Here is a 15,101-nt window from a genome sequence, read left to right as displayed (position 1 = left end):
AACGCTCGGCTGGGAAACCCCAGCCGAGCGCCTGCATAAACTCATCGCGGCCTGATCAAACCGACCACGTGTTGCAACGACCCCTAGAAACCGCCCCTGCCCGCGCGGGGGCCGCAGTGTCCGGGGGCGGGACCACAGCCCAGCCGGTGATACCACCAGATGAAGAGCAAACGGGCCCACCTACCGCGTCTTGTCAGGGAGGCGGCACGAGGACCCGTACCCCAAAGACTATCCACGCCGGTCCGATGACTTCACCGAACACTCCGCCCGACCGGGAGCGTCACCCGATCAGTGGCGCTCAATCCCACCGAAAACGGCTCTCGTTCTTACCGAAGCTCACGCGCTGAAGACAAGTACATCCCCGCCACGAACGGCCCATGGCTGGCTTCGACTGCCGCCGAAACAGTGGCACCCATATGACCCGACTAAATCAATCAGGCCGTAGCCGTCGCCCCTTCGGCATCCGGAAGCGTCCCGGGTGTTGGCGCCGGCGGCGCAGGACCTGTCGTCGGGGCCGGGCGGGGTTCTGGCCGCTGTCGCTGGCGAGGTGGGGCCGTTGCCGCGGATCGGAGTCCGGCGAAGGAGAGCGCCGGAACATCCGGGCGGGCCGGAACGGGCCTGGCCGGTTCCGGCCTGCCCAAGGGCCTTTCGAGGCTCCTGACCTGTGGTGAGACTGGTGACCGCCGCCAGGGAGCACCTGCCCGGGGCAGCACACCGGACCAGGTGTCACCGACCGCCGCTCCTGGAGGGCAGCCGTCGCGGCCCGGTGTGTGCCGAGCACCACGCACGGCCGATCCCACCCCTCTCTCCCCGCTGGAGCACCGTCATGCCTTCGAACGCCTCCAAGTTGCTGCGCGTCACGCTCGCCGCCGCCGTCGCCGCCTCCGGTGCCGTGGTCGTCACGGCCGTCACCGCCGGGAGTTCGTACGCGGCGACGACCTCCTCGGTCGGCGGCCAGATCACCCGCTCGGAGATCCTCGCCCGCGCCCAGTTCTGGTACGGCAAGAACATCAACTACGACCAGGGCGGCTCCTACCCGGACTCCTCCGGCCGCGGCTACCGCACGGACTGCTCGGGCTACGTCTCGATGGCCTGGCACCTCGGCACCAGCGCCAACACGCAGGGCCTCGCGGACAGCTTCACCTACCAGATCAGCCGCAGCGACCTGATGCCGGGCGACATCCTGAACTCGTACTACGACCACGTCATCCTCTTCGAGAAGTGGGACGACGCCGCCCACACCACCTTCTCGTACTACTCCTTCGGCAGCACACCGGTGAAGCACCGGACCGGGGTCTCGATCAACGCCGCGACCCTCGACTCGCACCCGAACGGCGACTACAAGGCGCTGCGCTACAAGAACGTCGTCAACGACCCGGCGCCGGGTTCGGCGTGGGTGCCGGCGGTCGGTGACGGCAGCTCGGTGAGCGGGGCCGACGACACGGCCTACACCTTCACCCGTAGCGTCGACGGTCATCTTCAGGGCACTGCCAGGTATCCGGCCGGCAAGTGGGCGACCGTCGACCTCACCAATGTCGTGGGCACCCCGATTTCGGCGGGTGGGGCGCCGAGTGCCTTCGCGATGAAGAGCGGTGTCACCGGTGTGGCCAGTGCCAACGCGGCCAACGGGCACCTGCAGATCACGTATCGCGATGCCAACGACAAGTGGGCGACCAGCGACCTCACCAACCAGGTCGGCACGCCGGTCACCGGGGGTGCGGTCCGTGCCACGACCGATCCCGACGGCACTCTCGCGATCTACTCCCGTGGTTCGACCGATGGTGGGCATCTGAGTCTCACCGCTCTTCAGCCGAACGGGAGTTGGGCGACCGTCGACCTGACGAACGTCGTCGGTACCCCGGTCTCGGCGGGTGGGGCGCCCGCGACGTTCACCCAGAAGAACGGGACCGTCGGTGTGGCCAGCGCGAATGCCGCCAACGGCCACTTGCAGATCACCTACAAGGACACCGCCGGCCAGTGGGCCACCACCGACCTCGCCAACCTGGCCGGCACACCTGCCACCGGCGGCGCCCTCAGCGCCACGACCGACTCCGAGGGCACCCTCATGATCTACTCCCGCAGTGTCGACGGTCATCTCCAGGGGACCGCCAGGTATGCGAGCGGCCAGTGGGCGACGGTCGATCTCACCAACGTCGTCGGCACCCCGGTCTCGGCGGGTGGCTCGCCCAGCGCCTTCACCATGAAGAACGGTGTCACCGGCGTGGTCAGTGCCAACGCCGCCAACGGCCACTTGCAGATCACCTACAAGGACACCGCCGACAAGTGGGCGACCACCGACCTCACCGACAAGGTCGGCACCCCGGTGACGGACGGCGCCGTCAGCGCCACCACCGATCCCGACGGCACCCTCGCCGTCTACTCCCGCGGCTCGACCGACGGCGGCCACATCAACCTCACCGCCCTCCAGCCGAACGGGAGTTGGGCGACCGTCGATCTCACCACCATCGTCGGCACCCCCGCCAGCTGACCCACCAACCGGACCGGCAGTGAAACGGCCCGGGCTCTTACGGGCGAGCGCAGAACCTGCAGCCACTGGTGGCGGCACGGTTGCGGGGCGACCGCGAGAATGCCTCGCCGGCTCAGGTGCAGGCGGATGGCGCGGGAGGAGTAGGCCCGGTCGGCGAGTACGACATCGGGCCGGGTCCGCGGTCGGCGGACGCTCGAAGGCCGGCGCGCCGTTGGCTTGTCCTGGTCCGGCCTGGGCCGGTTCTTGCCGACCAGGACCCCGTCGGCTCGTCCTGCCCCGCCACGAGAGGAAGACCGTGTGTCAGCGGACGCGGCAGACTCGGTCTGGCCGCGGTTTCGTGAATGATCTTCGGTTGACCGGCTGTCAGCCAGAGTGGCCGTGCTTGTGCAGCGCGGCACTCGCGCGGAAGCGGAGTCGACCGCAGCGGTCCTTCTCCTCCTCGGTTGCATCGATTCCGCAGCCGCAATGCCAGGCCAGCCAGGCCAGATCGGCCGGGTCCAGCCACAGTGCGATGCGCCCGCGGTCGGCCTCGACCTGAGGATTCGTCGGCTCGGTCCCAGTCGCATCGGGAGACCACTCGACGGGTCGGACAGCGTCTCGAAGATCATTCACGCAACTGCGGCCAGAGCCGCGAATTCGACCAGAGCTGCCGGTCGTTCCCCACTGGGTTGCCGTCGTCGACGAGGGCCGGGACCACCCGCTCGGGGAGTGGGCACGTCACGTCGGCGGCCGGGTGAGTTTGGCGGCCACGGCGTCGAGGACCCATTCCAGGCCGGTCGCGAAGGATGCCTCGGCGTCCACGTCCGTTCCATCGTGCACGGCCTTGGTCAGCGCCGGGAAGCGGCCCGTGGCCAACATCCTCGTCACATGCGGGCCGGAGGCGCGCTGCCAGTCGCGCTTGGACAGGCCCGTGGCGCGCTCGGCCCGCAGGTTCGCGATCTCGCGCCTGATCGCGCCGGTGACGTAGGCGCTGACAGTCTCCACAGCGCGCATGACGGTGTCGACGTCGGCGAGGCCGTCGAGGGCGGCCAGCTTGGCCTCGGTCACGGCGAGGCCGTTCGGGCCCAGGGTCGGGCGGCCGCCGAGCAGGTCGGCCAGCCATTCGTGACGCAGAGCGGCCTGCCTGGTGCGGTGGGCGAGGATGCACAGTGCGTCCCGCCAGTCGCCGGGCTGCTCCTCGGGGAGAATCTCGGCCTGGACCTCGTCCACCATGAGGTCGAACAGCTCCTGCTTGGTGGAGATGTAGCCGTACAACCGCATCGGGCCGGCGTCCAGCCGGGCGGCGACCTTGCGCAACGACACCGCCTCCAGCCCGCCCTCGTCGGCCAGCGCGATGGCGGCGGAGACGATCCGCTCCCGGTCGAGCGGCACGGGGCGAGCCGGCGGCTCCGGCCGGTCCCACACAGTCATGGTCACACCGTTCTCTTGCGATGCATCGCGTTGGGGAAATACAGTGTATCGACATGAGGCATCGTATCGCTGTCGTCGGGGGCGGCCCCGGCGGCCTTACCTTCGCCCGTGTCCTGCACCGCCATGGCTACCCCGTCGCCGTCCTGGAACGCGATCCCGCCCCCGACGCCCGGCCTCCGGGTGGCACGCTCGACCTGCACGAAGGGCTGGGCCGGCTCGCGCTGGACAAGGCGGGGCTGCTGGCGGAGTTCGAGGCGCTGTCTCGCCCCGAGGGGCAGGCCATGCGCATCCTGGATGCGGACGGGACCGTCCTGCGCGACTGGCGGCCCGGTCCGGATGACCGGGCCAATCCCGAGATCGACCGCAGGCAACTGCGTGACCTGCTGCTCGGCTCTGTCGACGTCCGGTGGGGGCAGGGCGTGAAGCAGGTCGTGCCGGGGACCCGGGATGGTGTACTGGTCCATTTCGCGGACGGGCGGCAGGAGGCGTTCGACCTCGTGGTCGGCGCGGACGGTGCCTGGTCCCGGGTCCGCCCGGCTGTCTCGTCGGTGACACCGCACTACACCGGCGTCACCTCGGTCGAGACCTCCCTCGACGACGTCGACACCCGCCACCCCGACCTTGCCCGGCTGGTCGGCGACGGTTCCGTGGCGGTGTACGGCGTGAACCGCTCCCTCGTCGCCCAGCGCAACAGCGGCGGCCACGTCAAGGTGTACGCCAAGTTCCGCGCACCGCTGGACTGGCACGCGAATCCGGACCTGGCCGACGACGAGGCCGTGCGATCGAGCCTGCTGGCCCTGTTCGACGGCTGGGCCGCTCCCGTCCTCGACCTCCTCCGTCACGGCACCGCTTTCGTCCACCGCCCCTTCTACGTCCTGCCCGTGTCCCACACCTGGACCCACGTCCCCGGGGTGACGCTACTGGGCGACGCCGCCCATCTGATGCCCCCGTTGGGGGCGGGCGCGAACCTCGCGATGCTGGAAGGCGCCGAACTCGCCGAGTCCATCGCCACCGGCCCTGGAGATCCGGACGAGGCCGTCCGCGCCTTCGAGGAGCGGATGTGGGCACGGGCCGGCAGGTGGGCGAAGATCACCACGGCCGGTCTGGAACGCCTCGTGAGCCCGAACCCCGCCGAAGCCCTCGCCCACTTCGACCAAGTCCAGCCATCCTGACCGCCAAGCGCGAGAGCACCAGCACCGCAGTAAACGTACGATCTGGCTGCCCGGCCCCGGACCGGCTTTCCTCGCCGAAATGCGGCACGCATACGATCTGATAACTCTGCGTGAGGGTGATGGTCACTCTATGGTGTCTCCATGCGCGGATCGAAACTCCTTTACGCGGCAGCGGTCCTGGTCCTGGGCGCCGCGTCCGTCGCCGTCGCACGGACCCAGGACACCGCCGACGAAACCCGTATGGCTCCGACGATCCTGCTGAGCCGCGAGTACCACGAGAAGCACCTGCGGCCCGTCGCGGACGAGATCCACCGGCTGATCGACACTGGACAGGTCGACGGCAGCAGCTTCGCCTCGATCGTGTTCCACGGCGACGAGCACTGCCTCGACCTCTACTGGAAGGGAGCCGTTCCCGCCAGGATCACCAAGGCCGTCGACGACTGGCGCACGCGTACCCGCGAGGCGATGCGCCACGACCCCGCCGGCCCGGTCAGTCCCGACTACGACGTCCACTACCGGACGGCCGCCTACTCACTCTCCGAGATGGACCAGGCCATCAGCAGGTTCATCACCGCCGTCGGCAACGACAAGGCGGAGTGGTCCTCGATCTCCCCGGCCAACGACGGCAGCGGCCTCGTGCTCTCGTACCAGCCGAAGACCACCAGGCGCATCGCGCCGGCCGACGCGCCGACGCGCGACTACGAGACCCGGGCCGAGCAGATCGCCGGCATCCCCGTCCACCCGCAGATCGGCTCCCCCGAAACTCCCACGCAGGGCAGCCGCACCGGCGACGCCCCGCCCTGGTACGCCGGGGCCGACCTCAGACTGAGCGACAACAGCCGCTGCTCCACCGGCGTACCGGGCTGGGTCAACGGCAAGCGCGTCCTGCTCACCGCCGCCCACTGCCAGACCAGCGGGAACGTCTACACCGGGCAACGCGTCGTCGGCGAGGTCACCGCGTCCGACGGCGGCCTCGATGTTGCCGTCATCACCACCGACACCAGCACCGCGGCCCGCTTCTACAGCAGCGAGTGGAACAGCGGCGACTCCCGCCCGCTGTACGGCCCGGCGCGCCTGGACCCGGGCCAGTCCGCCTGTTTCAGCGGCGCCACGTCCGGGTTTCACTGCGAGTTGGAGGTCACCCGCGTCGGAGTCCACTCGCCGGCGGGGCGCACCGACGCGACCGAGGTGAAGTCCCGCAGCGCAGGCATTGCTGTTGCCCAGGGTGACAGCGGCGGGCCCGCCGTGGCCAACCCGCAGGGCGACTCGATGGCGCCGGTCGGCGTCATCATCGCCGGGAACACCGACACGAAGATCCCGTGCAACGGCACCTCGTCCACGACGACATGCTTCTCGACCGGTTACTACACGCCACTCGACCGGGTGGTGTCCAGGTTCGGGTTCTCGGCGTTGTGAACCACCGACATGCGCCGCCGAGTGGAGGCGTCGCGGATGTCGACCATTGCGCGCCAGTGTCAGCGTTCCGGCTTCGGGTCAGGCCGGCGGGTCGGGGTGTATCTGGCGAGCATGGTCTGGACGGCCTGTTCGACGGCGTCGTGGATGTCGGCGGCTGAGGGGTTCCAGTCGGTCAGCAGCATGCGGGGCCACAGAACGTAGTTGGCGATCATGCCGAGGAACTGGTTCGCGGCGCTCGCCGCGTCCGGGACATCGGCGTTGCCCGCCTCGTGCTCGGATGCCAAGTAGTGCTGAACGGACGTGAAGTAGGGCAGTTTGCCGAGCTGGAACTGCATCCGTCCCAGTTCGGGGAGGCGGGGCAGTTCGGCGATGACGATCCGGAACAGGGCTGTCATGCCGGGCTGGCCGACCAGGTCGGCATAGCGGTGGCCGATGGTTGTCAGTCCGGAGCGCAGATCTCCGGTCTGTGGCCGCGCGGCGGCGTCGCCGGCGTCACGCTGCCAGGACTCGGTGACGATGGCCTCGAAGAGGGCCGCCTTGGTGGGGAACCGCTTGAACAGGGTGGACTTCGAGACCCCGGCCGCTTCGGCGATCCGGGCCAGTGAGGTGCCGTCGTAGCCGCGATCCAAGAACAGTTCTGTGGCTGCGGTGGTGATCGCCTCGCGTTTCTGCTGAGCGAGTCTGCGGTGGTGTGCGGAGAGCTCTGCTGCCATGTGGACAGTATGCCGCAGACGCGAGGCGAGTCACTTGACTCGCCTCGACGATCCTGCCTACGGTACGAGAGCAAGGCGAGTCGAGTGACTCGCATTCAAATCTGTGGCGCCCGGGCGAATTCCGGTGGCCGCGCGGTGGAGGAACAGCTCATGACGATCGACAAGATCGCTTTGGTGACCGGTGCTAATCGCGGCCTCGGACGTGGAGCCGCCATTGCTCTGGCCAGACGCGGGGTCCGGGTCCTGGTCACCCACCGCGGTGATGCGGCCGGGGTCGAGAAGACGGTGGAACAGGTACAGGCGGTGGGTGGGACTGCGGCTGTTCTCCGGCTCGACATCAGCGACGTCTCCTCTTTCGCGTCCTTCACCTCCGAACTGAGCGAGCAGCTGGAGCGCTGGGGTACTTCGCGGCTCGACATCCTGGTCAACAACGCGGGAGTGGGGATCTTCGGACCGCTGGAGGACGTCACGATCGACGACTTCGACACGGTGATGGGCACCAACGTCCGGGGCACGTTCTTCCTCATCCGGTCACTTGTGCCGCTGCTGACCCAGGGTGGCCGCATCATCAACGTCTCGACGTCACTGACCCGCCACACCAGCCCGGCCACCTCGGTCTACTCCGCCTCGAAGGCCGCCGTCGAAGCCCTGAGCCGCACCCTCGCCGCAGAACTCGGCCCGCGCGGCATCCGGGTCAACTCCATCGCCCCGGGACCGACCGCCACCGACTTCAACGGTGGAGCGATGCGGGACGACGCCGAGATGCGCCAGGTTCTGGCCGGGCAGACCGCGCTCGGCCGCGTCGGCGAACCTGAGGAGATCGGCGACGCCATCGCCGCGCTGGCCTCCGAGGGCCTGCGCTGGATGACCGCCCAGCGCATCGAGGTCTCCGGCGGGGCCCTCCTCTGAGCGACCGGGCGACGGCGGCGTCGATGTGGCGCGTCGTCCAGAGCGCGATGGCGTTGAGGACCAGACCGAGCGCGCCGAGCTGGTCTTGTCCGAACCGGCCCAGCTGAGGGCCCAGCGGAGGCAGACGGCGCACGGGTGCTGTTCTCGGTGGTGCGGACCACGCCCTCGTCGAGGCCGTCGGGTCCGTCATCAGGTCGGCGAATCGCCGGCTCTCTCCTACGGCCTGACGGGGCCCATCAGAAGGAGCTGCTGCTTCCGGCGGAGGGGCTGGGCTCCGCCGAGGGGCTGAGCTCGCCCGGAGCGCTGGGTGCGGTCGGGGAACCGGGCGTGGCCGAGAGGCTGGGCACGGCCGAGGGGCTGGGCTCGTCCGAGCGGCTGGGTACGGCCGACGGGCTGGGCACGCCCGGGGCAGCCGGCGCGGCCGATGGGCTCAGCTCGTCCGAGTGGTTGGGCGTGGCGGAGGGGCTGAGCTCGTCCGAGTGGCTCGGGTATGGCGGAGGGGCCGGCTGTGGCCGAGCGCTGCTGGGCGTGGCCGAGGGGCTGGGCTTGGCGGACGGGCTGGGCGTGGCCGAGGCGCTCGGCGTGGCGGAGGGGCTCGGCGTGGCGGAGGGGCTGGCCGCGGCGGAGGGGCTGGCCGTGGCCGAGGGGCTCGGGCGGGGGTCGTGGGGGCAGAGCACGTCGGGGTCCTTGAAGCCGTAGCTCAGGCCCCAGTCCCTGTCGCAGCCGCCCCAGTAGGCTCGCACCCAGCCGCAGTAGGGGCCGCCGTAGCTGAAGCAACGGGGCACCAAGTCGTCCGAGTCCGGATCGGTGGAGGGTGACCAGGATGATTCGGCTTCGCTCTGCGAGGTGCCGAGGGCGTTGACCGTGCGGACCTGCGTGGCATCGGAGCTCTGGGACGTCCCGCCCGTGAAGAGGAGGGCCAGGCCGAAGGCTGAGGCGGAGGCCGCCGCGATGGAAGCGGCGAGAGCGCGGCGGGTGGAGCGCATGACTGTTCCTCTTGGCTTCGTGGTCTGTGGCACGTGGGAATGCACTCCGGGCACGAGCACCGCCGCTGTGAGCGCCGGAGTTAAACATATGGTCGGAATACCGTTCAATCGTTGGCGAAGCGCCGCTCAGGCGGCCCTGCTCCGGTTTTTCACTCGAAGAGTCCCGCCTCGACCCACGTGCCGCGACCGCGCGCAGATCTTCGCCGACGGGGGCCTCGGCCGGGCCCGGTGCCGGGCCCGGTGATCGGCGGACGACCGGCGATCGACACGGTCAGCGCAGGGAGCGGATCGCCGGGCTCGTGGCGACCAGGCCGGCGCACGCCAGGACGGCGCTGCCGCAGACCAGGAACAGCGTCGTCGTGCCGTAGGGGAGCAGGGTGCCGGCGATCACGTAGGAGAACGGGTCGAACGCCACCGTGGCCAGCACGACGAGGCTGAGCACCCGGCCCAGCAGTTGCTCGGGCACCCGCTCCTGCAGAGTGGCCACGACCACCACTCCGAGGAACCCGGATCCGAGGCCGATGAGCGAGACGACCGCCGTCGCGGCGACGACCTGGGTGACGGCGGCGAGTCCGGCCATGCCTGCGCCGATCGCCGCGACACCGCCGACCACGCTCCGGCCGCGCCGGGCGGGCGGCCGCCACCCGGCCGTCAGGGAGCCGGCCAGTGAGCCGGCACCGAAACCGGAGAGCACGATGCCCAGGGATCCCGCGCCGCCGAGGCGTTGATCGGCGAGCACCGCGCCGCCCACGAGCACGGGGCCCACGACCGCGATGTTGATCAGGGCGATGGCTGCCAGCATCCCGCGCACCAGTGGTTCGTGCCAGGTGTACCTCAAGCCCACGCCGAGGGCACGCGCACTGCTGAACTGCTCGCCGTCGACGGCGGCCGGACCGGCGTCGTCCCCGGCACCTTCGCCACGTCGTACCACGCGGATCAGCGTGCTGAGGACGACGGCGGCCAACGCGGCCATCGCCACGATCCCACCGAGCGTCGCGGCGAAGCCGACCGCGGCGATGCATCCGGCGGCCACCGCCGGGCCGACCAGATCGCCCCCCGACTCCGCGCCCTGCACCAGCCCGTTGACCCGGGAGAGCTTGTCGGTCGGCACGACGGCGGGTAGCAACGCCAGGGCCGCCGGGAAGTACGCGGCGTCGGCGGCGCCGAGCAGCCCGCCGAGCAGCGCGACCGTCGTCAACGACGGTGAGGTGAAGGTGACCAGGGCGCCGAGGGCGAGCAGGACGGCGACCCGGAGCCAGGCGGCACCGGCCACGACACGGGTGGGACCGAGGCGGTCGACCAGTACTCCTGCAGGAGGCAGGAGCACCGCTCGCGGCAGCGCCACGGCCACGAGAACCAATCCCGTGGCGATTCCGGGTTCCGACAGGTCGAGCACGAAGAGCGTGAGCCAGACGATGAACAGCGCATCGACCACGGCCGCCAGCCCTTGACCCACGATCAGGCGGCGCAGGTGCGAATCGCCGAGCGGTTCGCGCGGAAGGGACCGGGCAGTCGGCTCCGTCGTCATCGGTGGCTCTCCGGGGTTCGGGTTCGGGGCGTCGGCATGGCGTGGCGGCGGCCCACCGGCGGCACCGGCGGCACCGGCGGGTCCGGCGGGTCCGGCGGGTCCGGCGCCGGATGTCACTATGCGATGTGGGTGCCCCCGTCGACCGTCAGGGTGGTGCCGGTGATGTAGGACGCCGCGTCGGAGACGAGGAAGACCAGAGCCGCAGCGAGCTCCTCGGGCCGCCCGATGCGGCCTGAGAGCACCCGCGGCATCATCGCCTCCAGGTAGCCCTCGGCGTAGCCGTCGGTCATCGCGGAGGTGAAGAGGCCCGGCGCGAGGGCGTTCACGCGGATGCCCCTGCCGGGGGTCCACTGCTGGGCGAGATCGCGGGTGAGCCCGAGGATCCCGGCCTTCGACGCCGAGTAGGCGGCCTGCGGCAGCCCGCCCGTGACCAGGGCGAGGATGCTCGAGACGTTGACGATGGAACTGCCGGGCAGCATCACCGCGCCTGCGGCCTGGGCCATCCAGTAGGAGCCGTTGAGATTGATGTCGATGACCTCGCGGAACTGCTCCGGAGTCTCCTCCGCCGCGGGTTGCTCACTGCTGATCCCGGCGTTGTTGACGAGAATGTCCACCCGCCCGAATGCCCGCACAGCCGCGTCGACCAGCCTGCGGCAGTCCTCCGGCTCGGCGACGTCGGTGCGTACGGCGACGGCCCGGCGGCCGAGCTTCTCGACGGCCGCGCGCACGGTCTCCAACCGCTCGGTGCGCCGCGCCCCGAGGACGACGTCGGCGCCGGCCTCCGCCACCGCGGTGGCGAAGGCGACACCCAGCCCGGAGGAGGCGCCGGTGACCACGGCGACGCGGCCGTCGAGCCGGAAGCGATCGAGGACGCTCATGGCTGCCCGACCTCCTGGGGAGCCTGGTGGGGAAGGGTCGTCCCGGCGGCGGTCACCGGTGCTCGGCGACGTAGTTCACCGCGTCGCCGACGGTCCTCAACCCCGTGACCCGGTCGTCCGGGATCTTCACCTCGAACCTGTCCTCGACCGCCACGGCGATCTCCATCATGGCCAGGGAGTCGACGTCGAGGTCGTCGGTGAACGACGTCTCGGCGCTCACCTCGGCGGAGTCGATGCCGAGGACCTCTTCGACGATCTCGGCAATGGCGTTGAGGATGTCGGTGTTGTCCACCACGGGTTCCTTCCGCTGGGGATGGGGATGGGGTCGGCGTAGCTCATCGGTCGGTGGGGCGGGCCTCGGTGCGGCGAGCGTCGGTGGGGACGTCAGAGCCCGAGGCGTCGTCGGTAGGCGAGGAGGGTGTGCAGGAAGCCGTCCATCTGCTCCTCGGTGTGGCCCGCGTGCGGGAACAGGCGCAGGAGCGCCTGGTTGCGTGAGACGGCCGGGTAGGAGAAGACGGGTACGAGGTAGCCGTCCTCGACGAACCACTCCCGCATCTGCAGGGCGGCGGCGTCGCTTCCGATCGGCACCGAGAGCATGTACGACTCGGTCGGCGTCGTCGCCGTGCCGGCCTCGTGCATCTGCCGGCGAAGGCGGGCGGCATGCGCCAGGTAGTCGTCGACGATCCCCGGATCGCCGGCGAGGACGCCGATCGTGCGGTCGGCGGCGTAAGCGGTCGGCGGCTGGATGGCGGCCGTGAACATCGAGGTGCCGGAAAGCAGTTCGAAGGCGTCGATGGCCGCCGCCGGCCCGGCGATCGCGCCGCCTTCCAGACCGATGGCCTTCGACAGCGACACCATGACGAAGTCGGCCCGCTCCCGGATCGCCGCCGCCTCCCGGGCGTAGGGACGGTTCTCGGGTCCGTAGACCATGAAGCCGTTCGCATCGTCGATCATGCTGACGGCGCCGTGCCGGTCGCACTCGTCGAGGATCTCCACGATCGGCCCCATGGTGCCGTCGGCCGAATAGATGCTCTCGGCGATCACCACGGTCTTGCGGGTGCGGACCCGCTCCAGGACGCGGGCCAGGTCGGAGACGTCGTTGTGCCGGAACGCGTGGACGTTGCGGCCGTAGCCGAGCCCCTGGAGGCCCTTCCAGATGCTCCAGTGGACGTCGCGGTCGACGACGAACACGGTGTCGTGGTTGCGCACCTCGATCCCGGCGTCGAAGTGCGCGGAACTGCTCATGGCGTGGACGAACCCGATGTTGGCCAGGAGCCCCGTGGCGAAGCTGATGGCTCGTTCCTTGCCGGTGTGACGGGCGATCGTCTCCTCCAGCACCTGGTGCGGGCGGCAGATTCCCTGGGTCATCCTGGATCCGCTGGTGCTCAGGCCGTGGGCGAGCGCCCCCTCCGCGAAATGACGCCGTACCGGGACGTGGCGCTCCAGATCGAGGAAGCTGATGCTGGCGAAGTTCACCAGCTCACGGCCGTTGCGGACGATGGTCGGTCCGACGGGACCGTCCACCACCGGCGGGCGGTACGCCGTGTCGTGGGTGTTCGCCTCGACGAAGGCGGCGAAGGCCCACGGGGCCAGGCGGTCCGCGGACGGGCCGGCGGTGCGGGACGCGGTCATGGCGAGGTGTCTCCTCCACGATGGGCGCGGGGCGGTGAGGGCTCCAGGGCGGTGGCGAGGTGGCCGAGCGAGGCCGTTCCGGCCAGCTCGTCCGACGCGATCCCGGTGAAGCCGAACTGGTGGAGCAGCGCCAGCAGGCGGGGGACGGCGACCAGGGTGACGCCGTGGTCGGCGAGGCAGCGGTTCATGTCCACCGCGTCAGGCCGGTCGGGGGAACCGTCCGGCGGATCGCCGGGTGCGACAGCGGCCACGGCGGCGGCCAGCGCCCGTTCGGCGTCCGTCGTGGGCGGGCGAGACGGGATCCGCAGCGTTCCCGCGCCGGTGGTGGGGGTGTAGGGCCGGTCGGATCCGGGGCCGGCCGGGGACAGGACGTAGCGGGCCGGGGCCGCGATGCCGGGCACTTCGTCGAGGTGGTCCAGGACGTGGCGGTGCAACTCGTCGGGGGTGACACCGGGGGCGGTGCGGGCGTGTGCGACGAGGTGCGGTTCGCCTTCCCCCGCGGCGTCCCCGCTGGGCGCCACCGTCACGTCGAGCACTCCGGGGTGGCCGCGCAGCACCTCTTCGACCCTGGCCGGGCACACCCATCCCTGCGGGGCGCGCCACCATCCGGCGGTGGCCGGTGCACGTGGGCGCGCCGGAACCGGGCACTCGGCACCGTCGGCGAGCGCGCGCAGGAAGGCGCACAACCGGACGGGCAACGCCACGGCCTGCCCGGCGTCGAGCAGGTGGTCCCCGACGGTGACATCGAGGGTGACGACCCCCGCGTCGAGGCCGAGGTCGACGTACAGCGTGTCGCAGGGCTCGTCGGGCGCGCTGCGGATCCAGGTCGTGGACCCGCCCGGCGGAGTGTCGGGCGCGGGGACCAGGTACCCGGGGACCAGGTAGTCGCGCGGCCACGAGTAGCAGTTGTACTCGATGGTCGGTACGGTCACGACACCGCGGCGACGGTCCATGCGCGCCTGGGCGGCGACCAGTTCCGCGGGGCGCCACTGACCGTGCCGGTAGGCGGCGGCGGAGGCGGCGGCGACCGAGGCGACCACCTCGCAGAACGCCGCGCCCGGGCGGAGGTCGATCTGGACCGGAACCGTCAGGGCACGGACGCCGACGCTGTTCCGCAGAGCGGCCCGGGCCCGGTTGGAGACCACCACCGACGCGAGGAAGCGGAGTTCGCCGGTGCGGGCGGCGACGTCGTGGGCCAGCGCCGCGAGCACGACGACCTCCGGGCTCACCCGATGGCGCCGGGCGACGCGGTGGAGGTCGTCGTACGTACCCGCCGAGCGGTGCTGGAGGCGGTGGCGCCCAGCGCCGTCGTCGGTCCCGCCGAACGGGGCCAGCACACCGGTCGGGTTGCCCGCGAGCCGCGTGAGCCACTCGCGCTCCGCCGCGCTGGCGCGTTCCGGCGCCTGGGCGGCGATCGTGTCGAGCGGGTGCTGGGATGCCTCCGCCGGTGCGCCGGCGCCGCGCAGTCGGTCGTGCAACTGGTTGATCAGCACCGCCAGCCCCCATCCGTCGATCACGACGTGATGGGCGGCCAGCAGGACCGCACGCGGCCTCCCTGCCTCCAGCAGCACCCTGGCGCGCCAGGGCGGGTTCCGCTCGGGATCGATCGGGCGGGCGGCCAGCGCCGCGGTGGCGGCCTCCAGGGTGTCGGCATCGACGGTGCGGACGTCGAGGTGGTCGACCGGCAGCGGGGCCCAGTCCGCGCGGTGCACGTGCTGGACCGGGCGAAGCGGGTCGACCGTGGTGCGCAGTGCCTCATGACGGGCGGTGAGGGCCGCGAGTGCCACGTGGACGTCGGCGACGGTGGCCGGCGGCGGGACGTGGCAGTGGTCGGCGAGGGGCGTCGGGTTCACCCGCCGTCGTGCGGGGACGGTGCGCTCGAACCAGTGCCACTGCTGGACCCAGGTCAGCGGCCCGCTGCGGGTGGCGGCGGCGCTCGGGGTCGGCTCCGGGAGGCGGTTCACGGCCG

General features: G+C 71.0%; 12 protein-coding genes and 1 pseudogene. 4 read left to right on the top strand and 9 right to left on the bottom strand.

Annotated features, from left to right (window positions below; translation table 11 throughout):
• The first annotated feature begins 826 nt into the window (after positions 1-826).
• The gene (locus ABT015_RS14780; RefSeq protein ID WP_350879364.1) at positions 827-2,488 is read left to right on the top strand and encodes an NlpC/P60 family protein; all 1,662 of its coding nucleotides are present in this window, start codon (positions 827-829) and stop codon (positions 2,486-2,488) included.
• Between the two features lie 80 nt (positions 2,489-2,568).
• Here the strand turns inward: ABT015_RS14780 and ABT015_RS14775 are convergent.
• Both ABT015_RS14775 and ABT015_RS14770 read right to left on the bottom strand, forming a co-directional pair.
• Positions 2,569-2,673: pseudogene (locus tag ABT015_RS14775) on the bottom strand (IS5/IS1182 family transposase); the annotation flags it as partial.
• Positions 2,674-3,205: 532 nt separating this feature from the next.
• Positions 3,206-3,898 carry a TetR/AcrR family transcriptional regulator gene (locus tag ABT015_RS14770; protein ID WP_350879363.1) on the bottom strand — a complete coding sequence of 231 codons (693 nt, stop codon included), beginning with the start codon at positions 3,896-3,898 and terminating at the stop codon, positions 3,206-3,208.
• A gap of 53 nt (positions 3,899-3,951) precedes the next feature.
• On the opposite strand from ABT015_RS14770, the gene ABT015_RS14765 reads away from it, so the two are divergent.
• Entirely contained in the window at positions 3,952-5,070 is a 1,119-nt protein-coding gene (locus ABT015_RS14765; protein WP_350879362.1) for an FAD-dependent oxidoreductase, read from the top strand.
• Between the two features lie 141 nt (positions 5,071-5,211).
• Positions 5,212-6,486, top strand: a complete 1,275-nt coding sequence (locus ABT015_RS14760) for a trypsin-like serine protease (protein WP_350879361.1) — start codon at positions 5,212-5,214, stop codon at positions 6,484-6,486.
• A 59-nt stretch (positions 6,487-6,545) separates the two neighbouring features.
• Here ABT015_RS14760 and ABT015_RS14755 read toward each other — a convergent pair whose 3' ends face one another.
• The gene (locus ABT015_RS14755) at positions 6,546-7,199 is read right to left on the bottom strand and encodes a TetR/AcrR family transcriptional regulator (RefSeq protein ID WP_350879359.1); all 654 of its coding nucleotides are present in this window, start codon (positions 7,197-7,199) and stop codon (positions 6,546-6,548) included.
• 150 nt (positions 7,200-7,349) lie between these two features.
• Between ABT015_RS14755 and ABT015_RS14750 the strand changes: the two genes are divergently transcribed.
• Positions 7,350-8,108 carry an SDR family NAD(P)-dependent oxidoreductase gene (locus ABT015_RS14750; RefSeq protein WP_350879358.1) on the top strand — a complete coding sequence of 253 codons (759 nt, stop codon included), beginning with the start codon at positions 7,350-7,352 and terminating at the stop codon, positions 8,106-8,108.
• A 236-nt stretch (positions 8,109-8,344) separates the two neighbouring features.
• Here the strand turns inward: ABT015_RS14750 and ABT015_RS14745 are convergent, their stop codons facing one another.
• The 6 genes from ABT015_RS14745 to ABT015_RS14720 form a co-directional block, all read right to left on the bottom strand.
• Complete coding sequence (locus tag ABT015_RS14745; protein WP_350879356.1) at positions 8,345-9,094, bottom strand: hypothetical protein; 750 nt, start codon at positions 9,092-9,094, stop codon at positions 8,345-8,347.
• Between the two features lie 271 nt (positions 9,095-9,365).
• Positions 9,366-10,622: an MFS transporter gene (locus ABT015_RS14740; protein ID WP_350879355.1), complete on the bottom strand. Its 1,257-nt coding sequence runs from the start codon at positions 10,620-10,622 to the stop codon at positions 9,366-9,368.
• Positions 10,623-10,738: 116 nt separating this feature from the next.
• Complete coding sequence (locus ABT015_RS14735) at positions 10,739-11,500, bottom strand: SDR family NAD(P)-dependent oxidoreductase (protein ID WP_350879354.1); 762 nt, start codon at positions 11,498-11,500, stop codon at positions 10,739-10,741.
• A 52-nt stretch (positions 11,501-11,552) separates the two neighbouring features.
• Entirely contained in the window at positions 11,553-11,795 is a 243-nt protein-coding gene (locus ABT015_RS14730; protein ID WP_350879353.1) for an acyl carrier protein, read from the bottom strand.
• Positions 11,796-11,884: 89 nt separating this feature from the next.
• Entirely contained in the window at positions 11,885-13,132 is a 1,248-nt protein-coding gene (locus tag ABT015_RS14725) for an aminotransferase class I/II-fold pyridoxal phosphate-dependent enzyme (protein ID WP_350879351.1), read from the bottom strand.
• Complete coding sequence (locus ABT015_RS14720) at positions 13,129-15,096, bottom strand: condensation domain-containing protein (RefSeq protein ID WP_350879350.1); 1,968 nt, start codon at positions 15,094-15,096, stop codon at positions 13,129-13,131. The genes ABT015_RS14725 and ABT015_RS14720 overlap by 4 nt, the downstream gene beginning before the upstream one ends.
• Positions 15,097-15,101: the final 5 nt, after the last annotated feature.

Source organism: Kitasatospora sp. NPDC094016 (assembly GCF_040304045.1).
Lineage (GTDB): Bacteria > Actinomycetota > Actinomycetes > Streptomycetales > Streptomycetaceae > Kitasatospora.
This window is presented reverse-complemented; position numbering and strand designations above follow the sequence as displayed.

Bases quoted from the DNA above. Each gene is read 5' to 3' on its own strand.
- ABT015_RS14765 (WP_350879362.1), top strand. From the start codon at position 3,952: ATGAGGCATCGTATCGCTGTCGTCGGGGGCGGCCCCGGCGGCCTTACC.
- ABT015_RS14740 (WP_350879355.1), bottom strand. From the start codon at position 10,622: ATGACGACGGAGCCGACTGCCCGGTCCCTTCCGCGCGAACCGCTCGGC.
- ABT015_RS14745 (WP_350879356.1), bottom strand. From the start codon at position 9,094: ATGCGCTCCACCCGCCGCGCTCTCGCCGCTTCCATCGCGGCGGCCTCC.
- ABT015_RS14735 (WP_350879354.1), bottom strand. From the start codon at position 11,500: ATGAGCGTCCTCGATCGCTTCCGGCTCGACGGCCGCGTCGCCGTGGTC.
- ABT015_RS14760 (WP_350879361.1), top strand. From the start codon at position 5,212: ATGCGCGGATCGAAACTCCTTTACGCGGCAGCGGTCCTGGTCCTGGGC.
- ABT015_RS14725 (WP_350879351.1), bottom strand. From the start codon at position 13,132: ATGACCGCGTCCCGCACCGCCGGCCCGTCCGCGGACCGCCTGGCCCCG.
- ABT015_RS14770 (WP_350879363.1), bottom strand. From the start codon at position 3,898: ATGACTGTGTGGGACCGGCCGGAGCCGCCGGCTCGCCCCGTGCCGCTC.
- ABT015_RS14750 (WP_350879358.1), top strand. From the start codon at position 7,350: ATGACGATCGACAAGATCGCTTTGGTGACCGGTGCTAATCGCGGCCTC.
- ABT015_RS14755 (WP_350879359.1), bottom strand. From the start codon at position 7,199: ATGGCAGCAGAGCTCTCCGCACACCACCGCAGACTCGCTCAGCAGAAA.
- ABT015_RS14780 (WP_350879364.1), top strand. From the start codon at position 827: ATGCCTTCGAACGCCTCCAAGTTGCTGCGCGTCACGCTCGCCGCCGCC.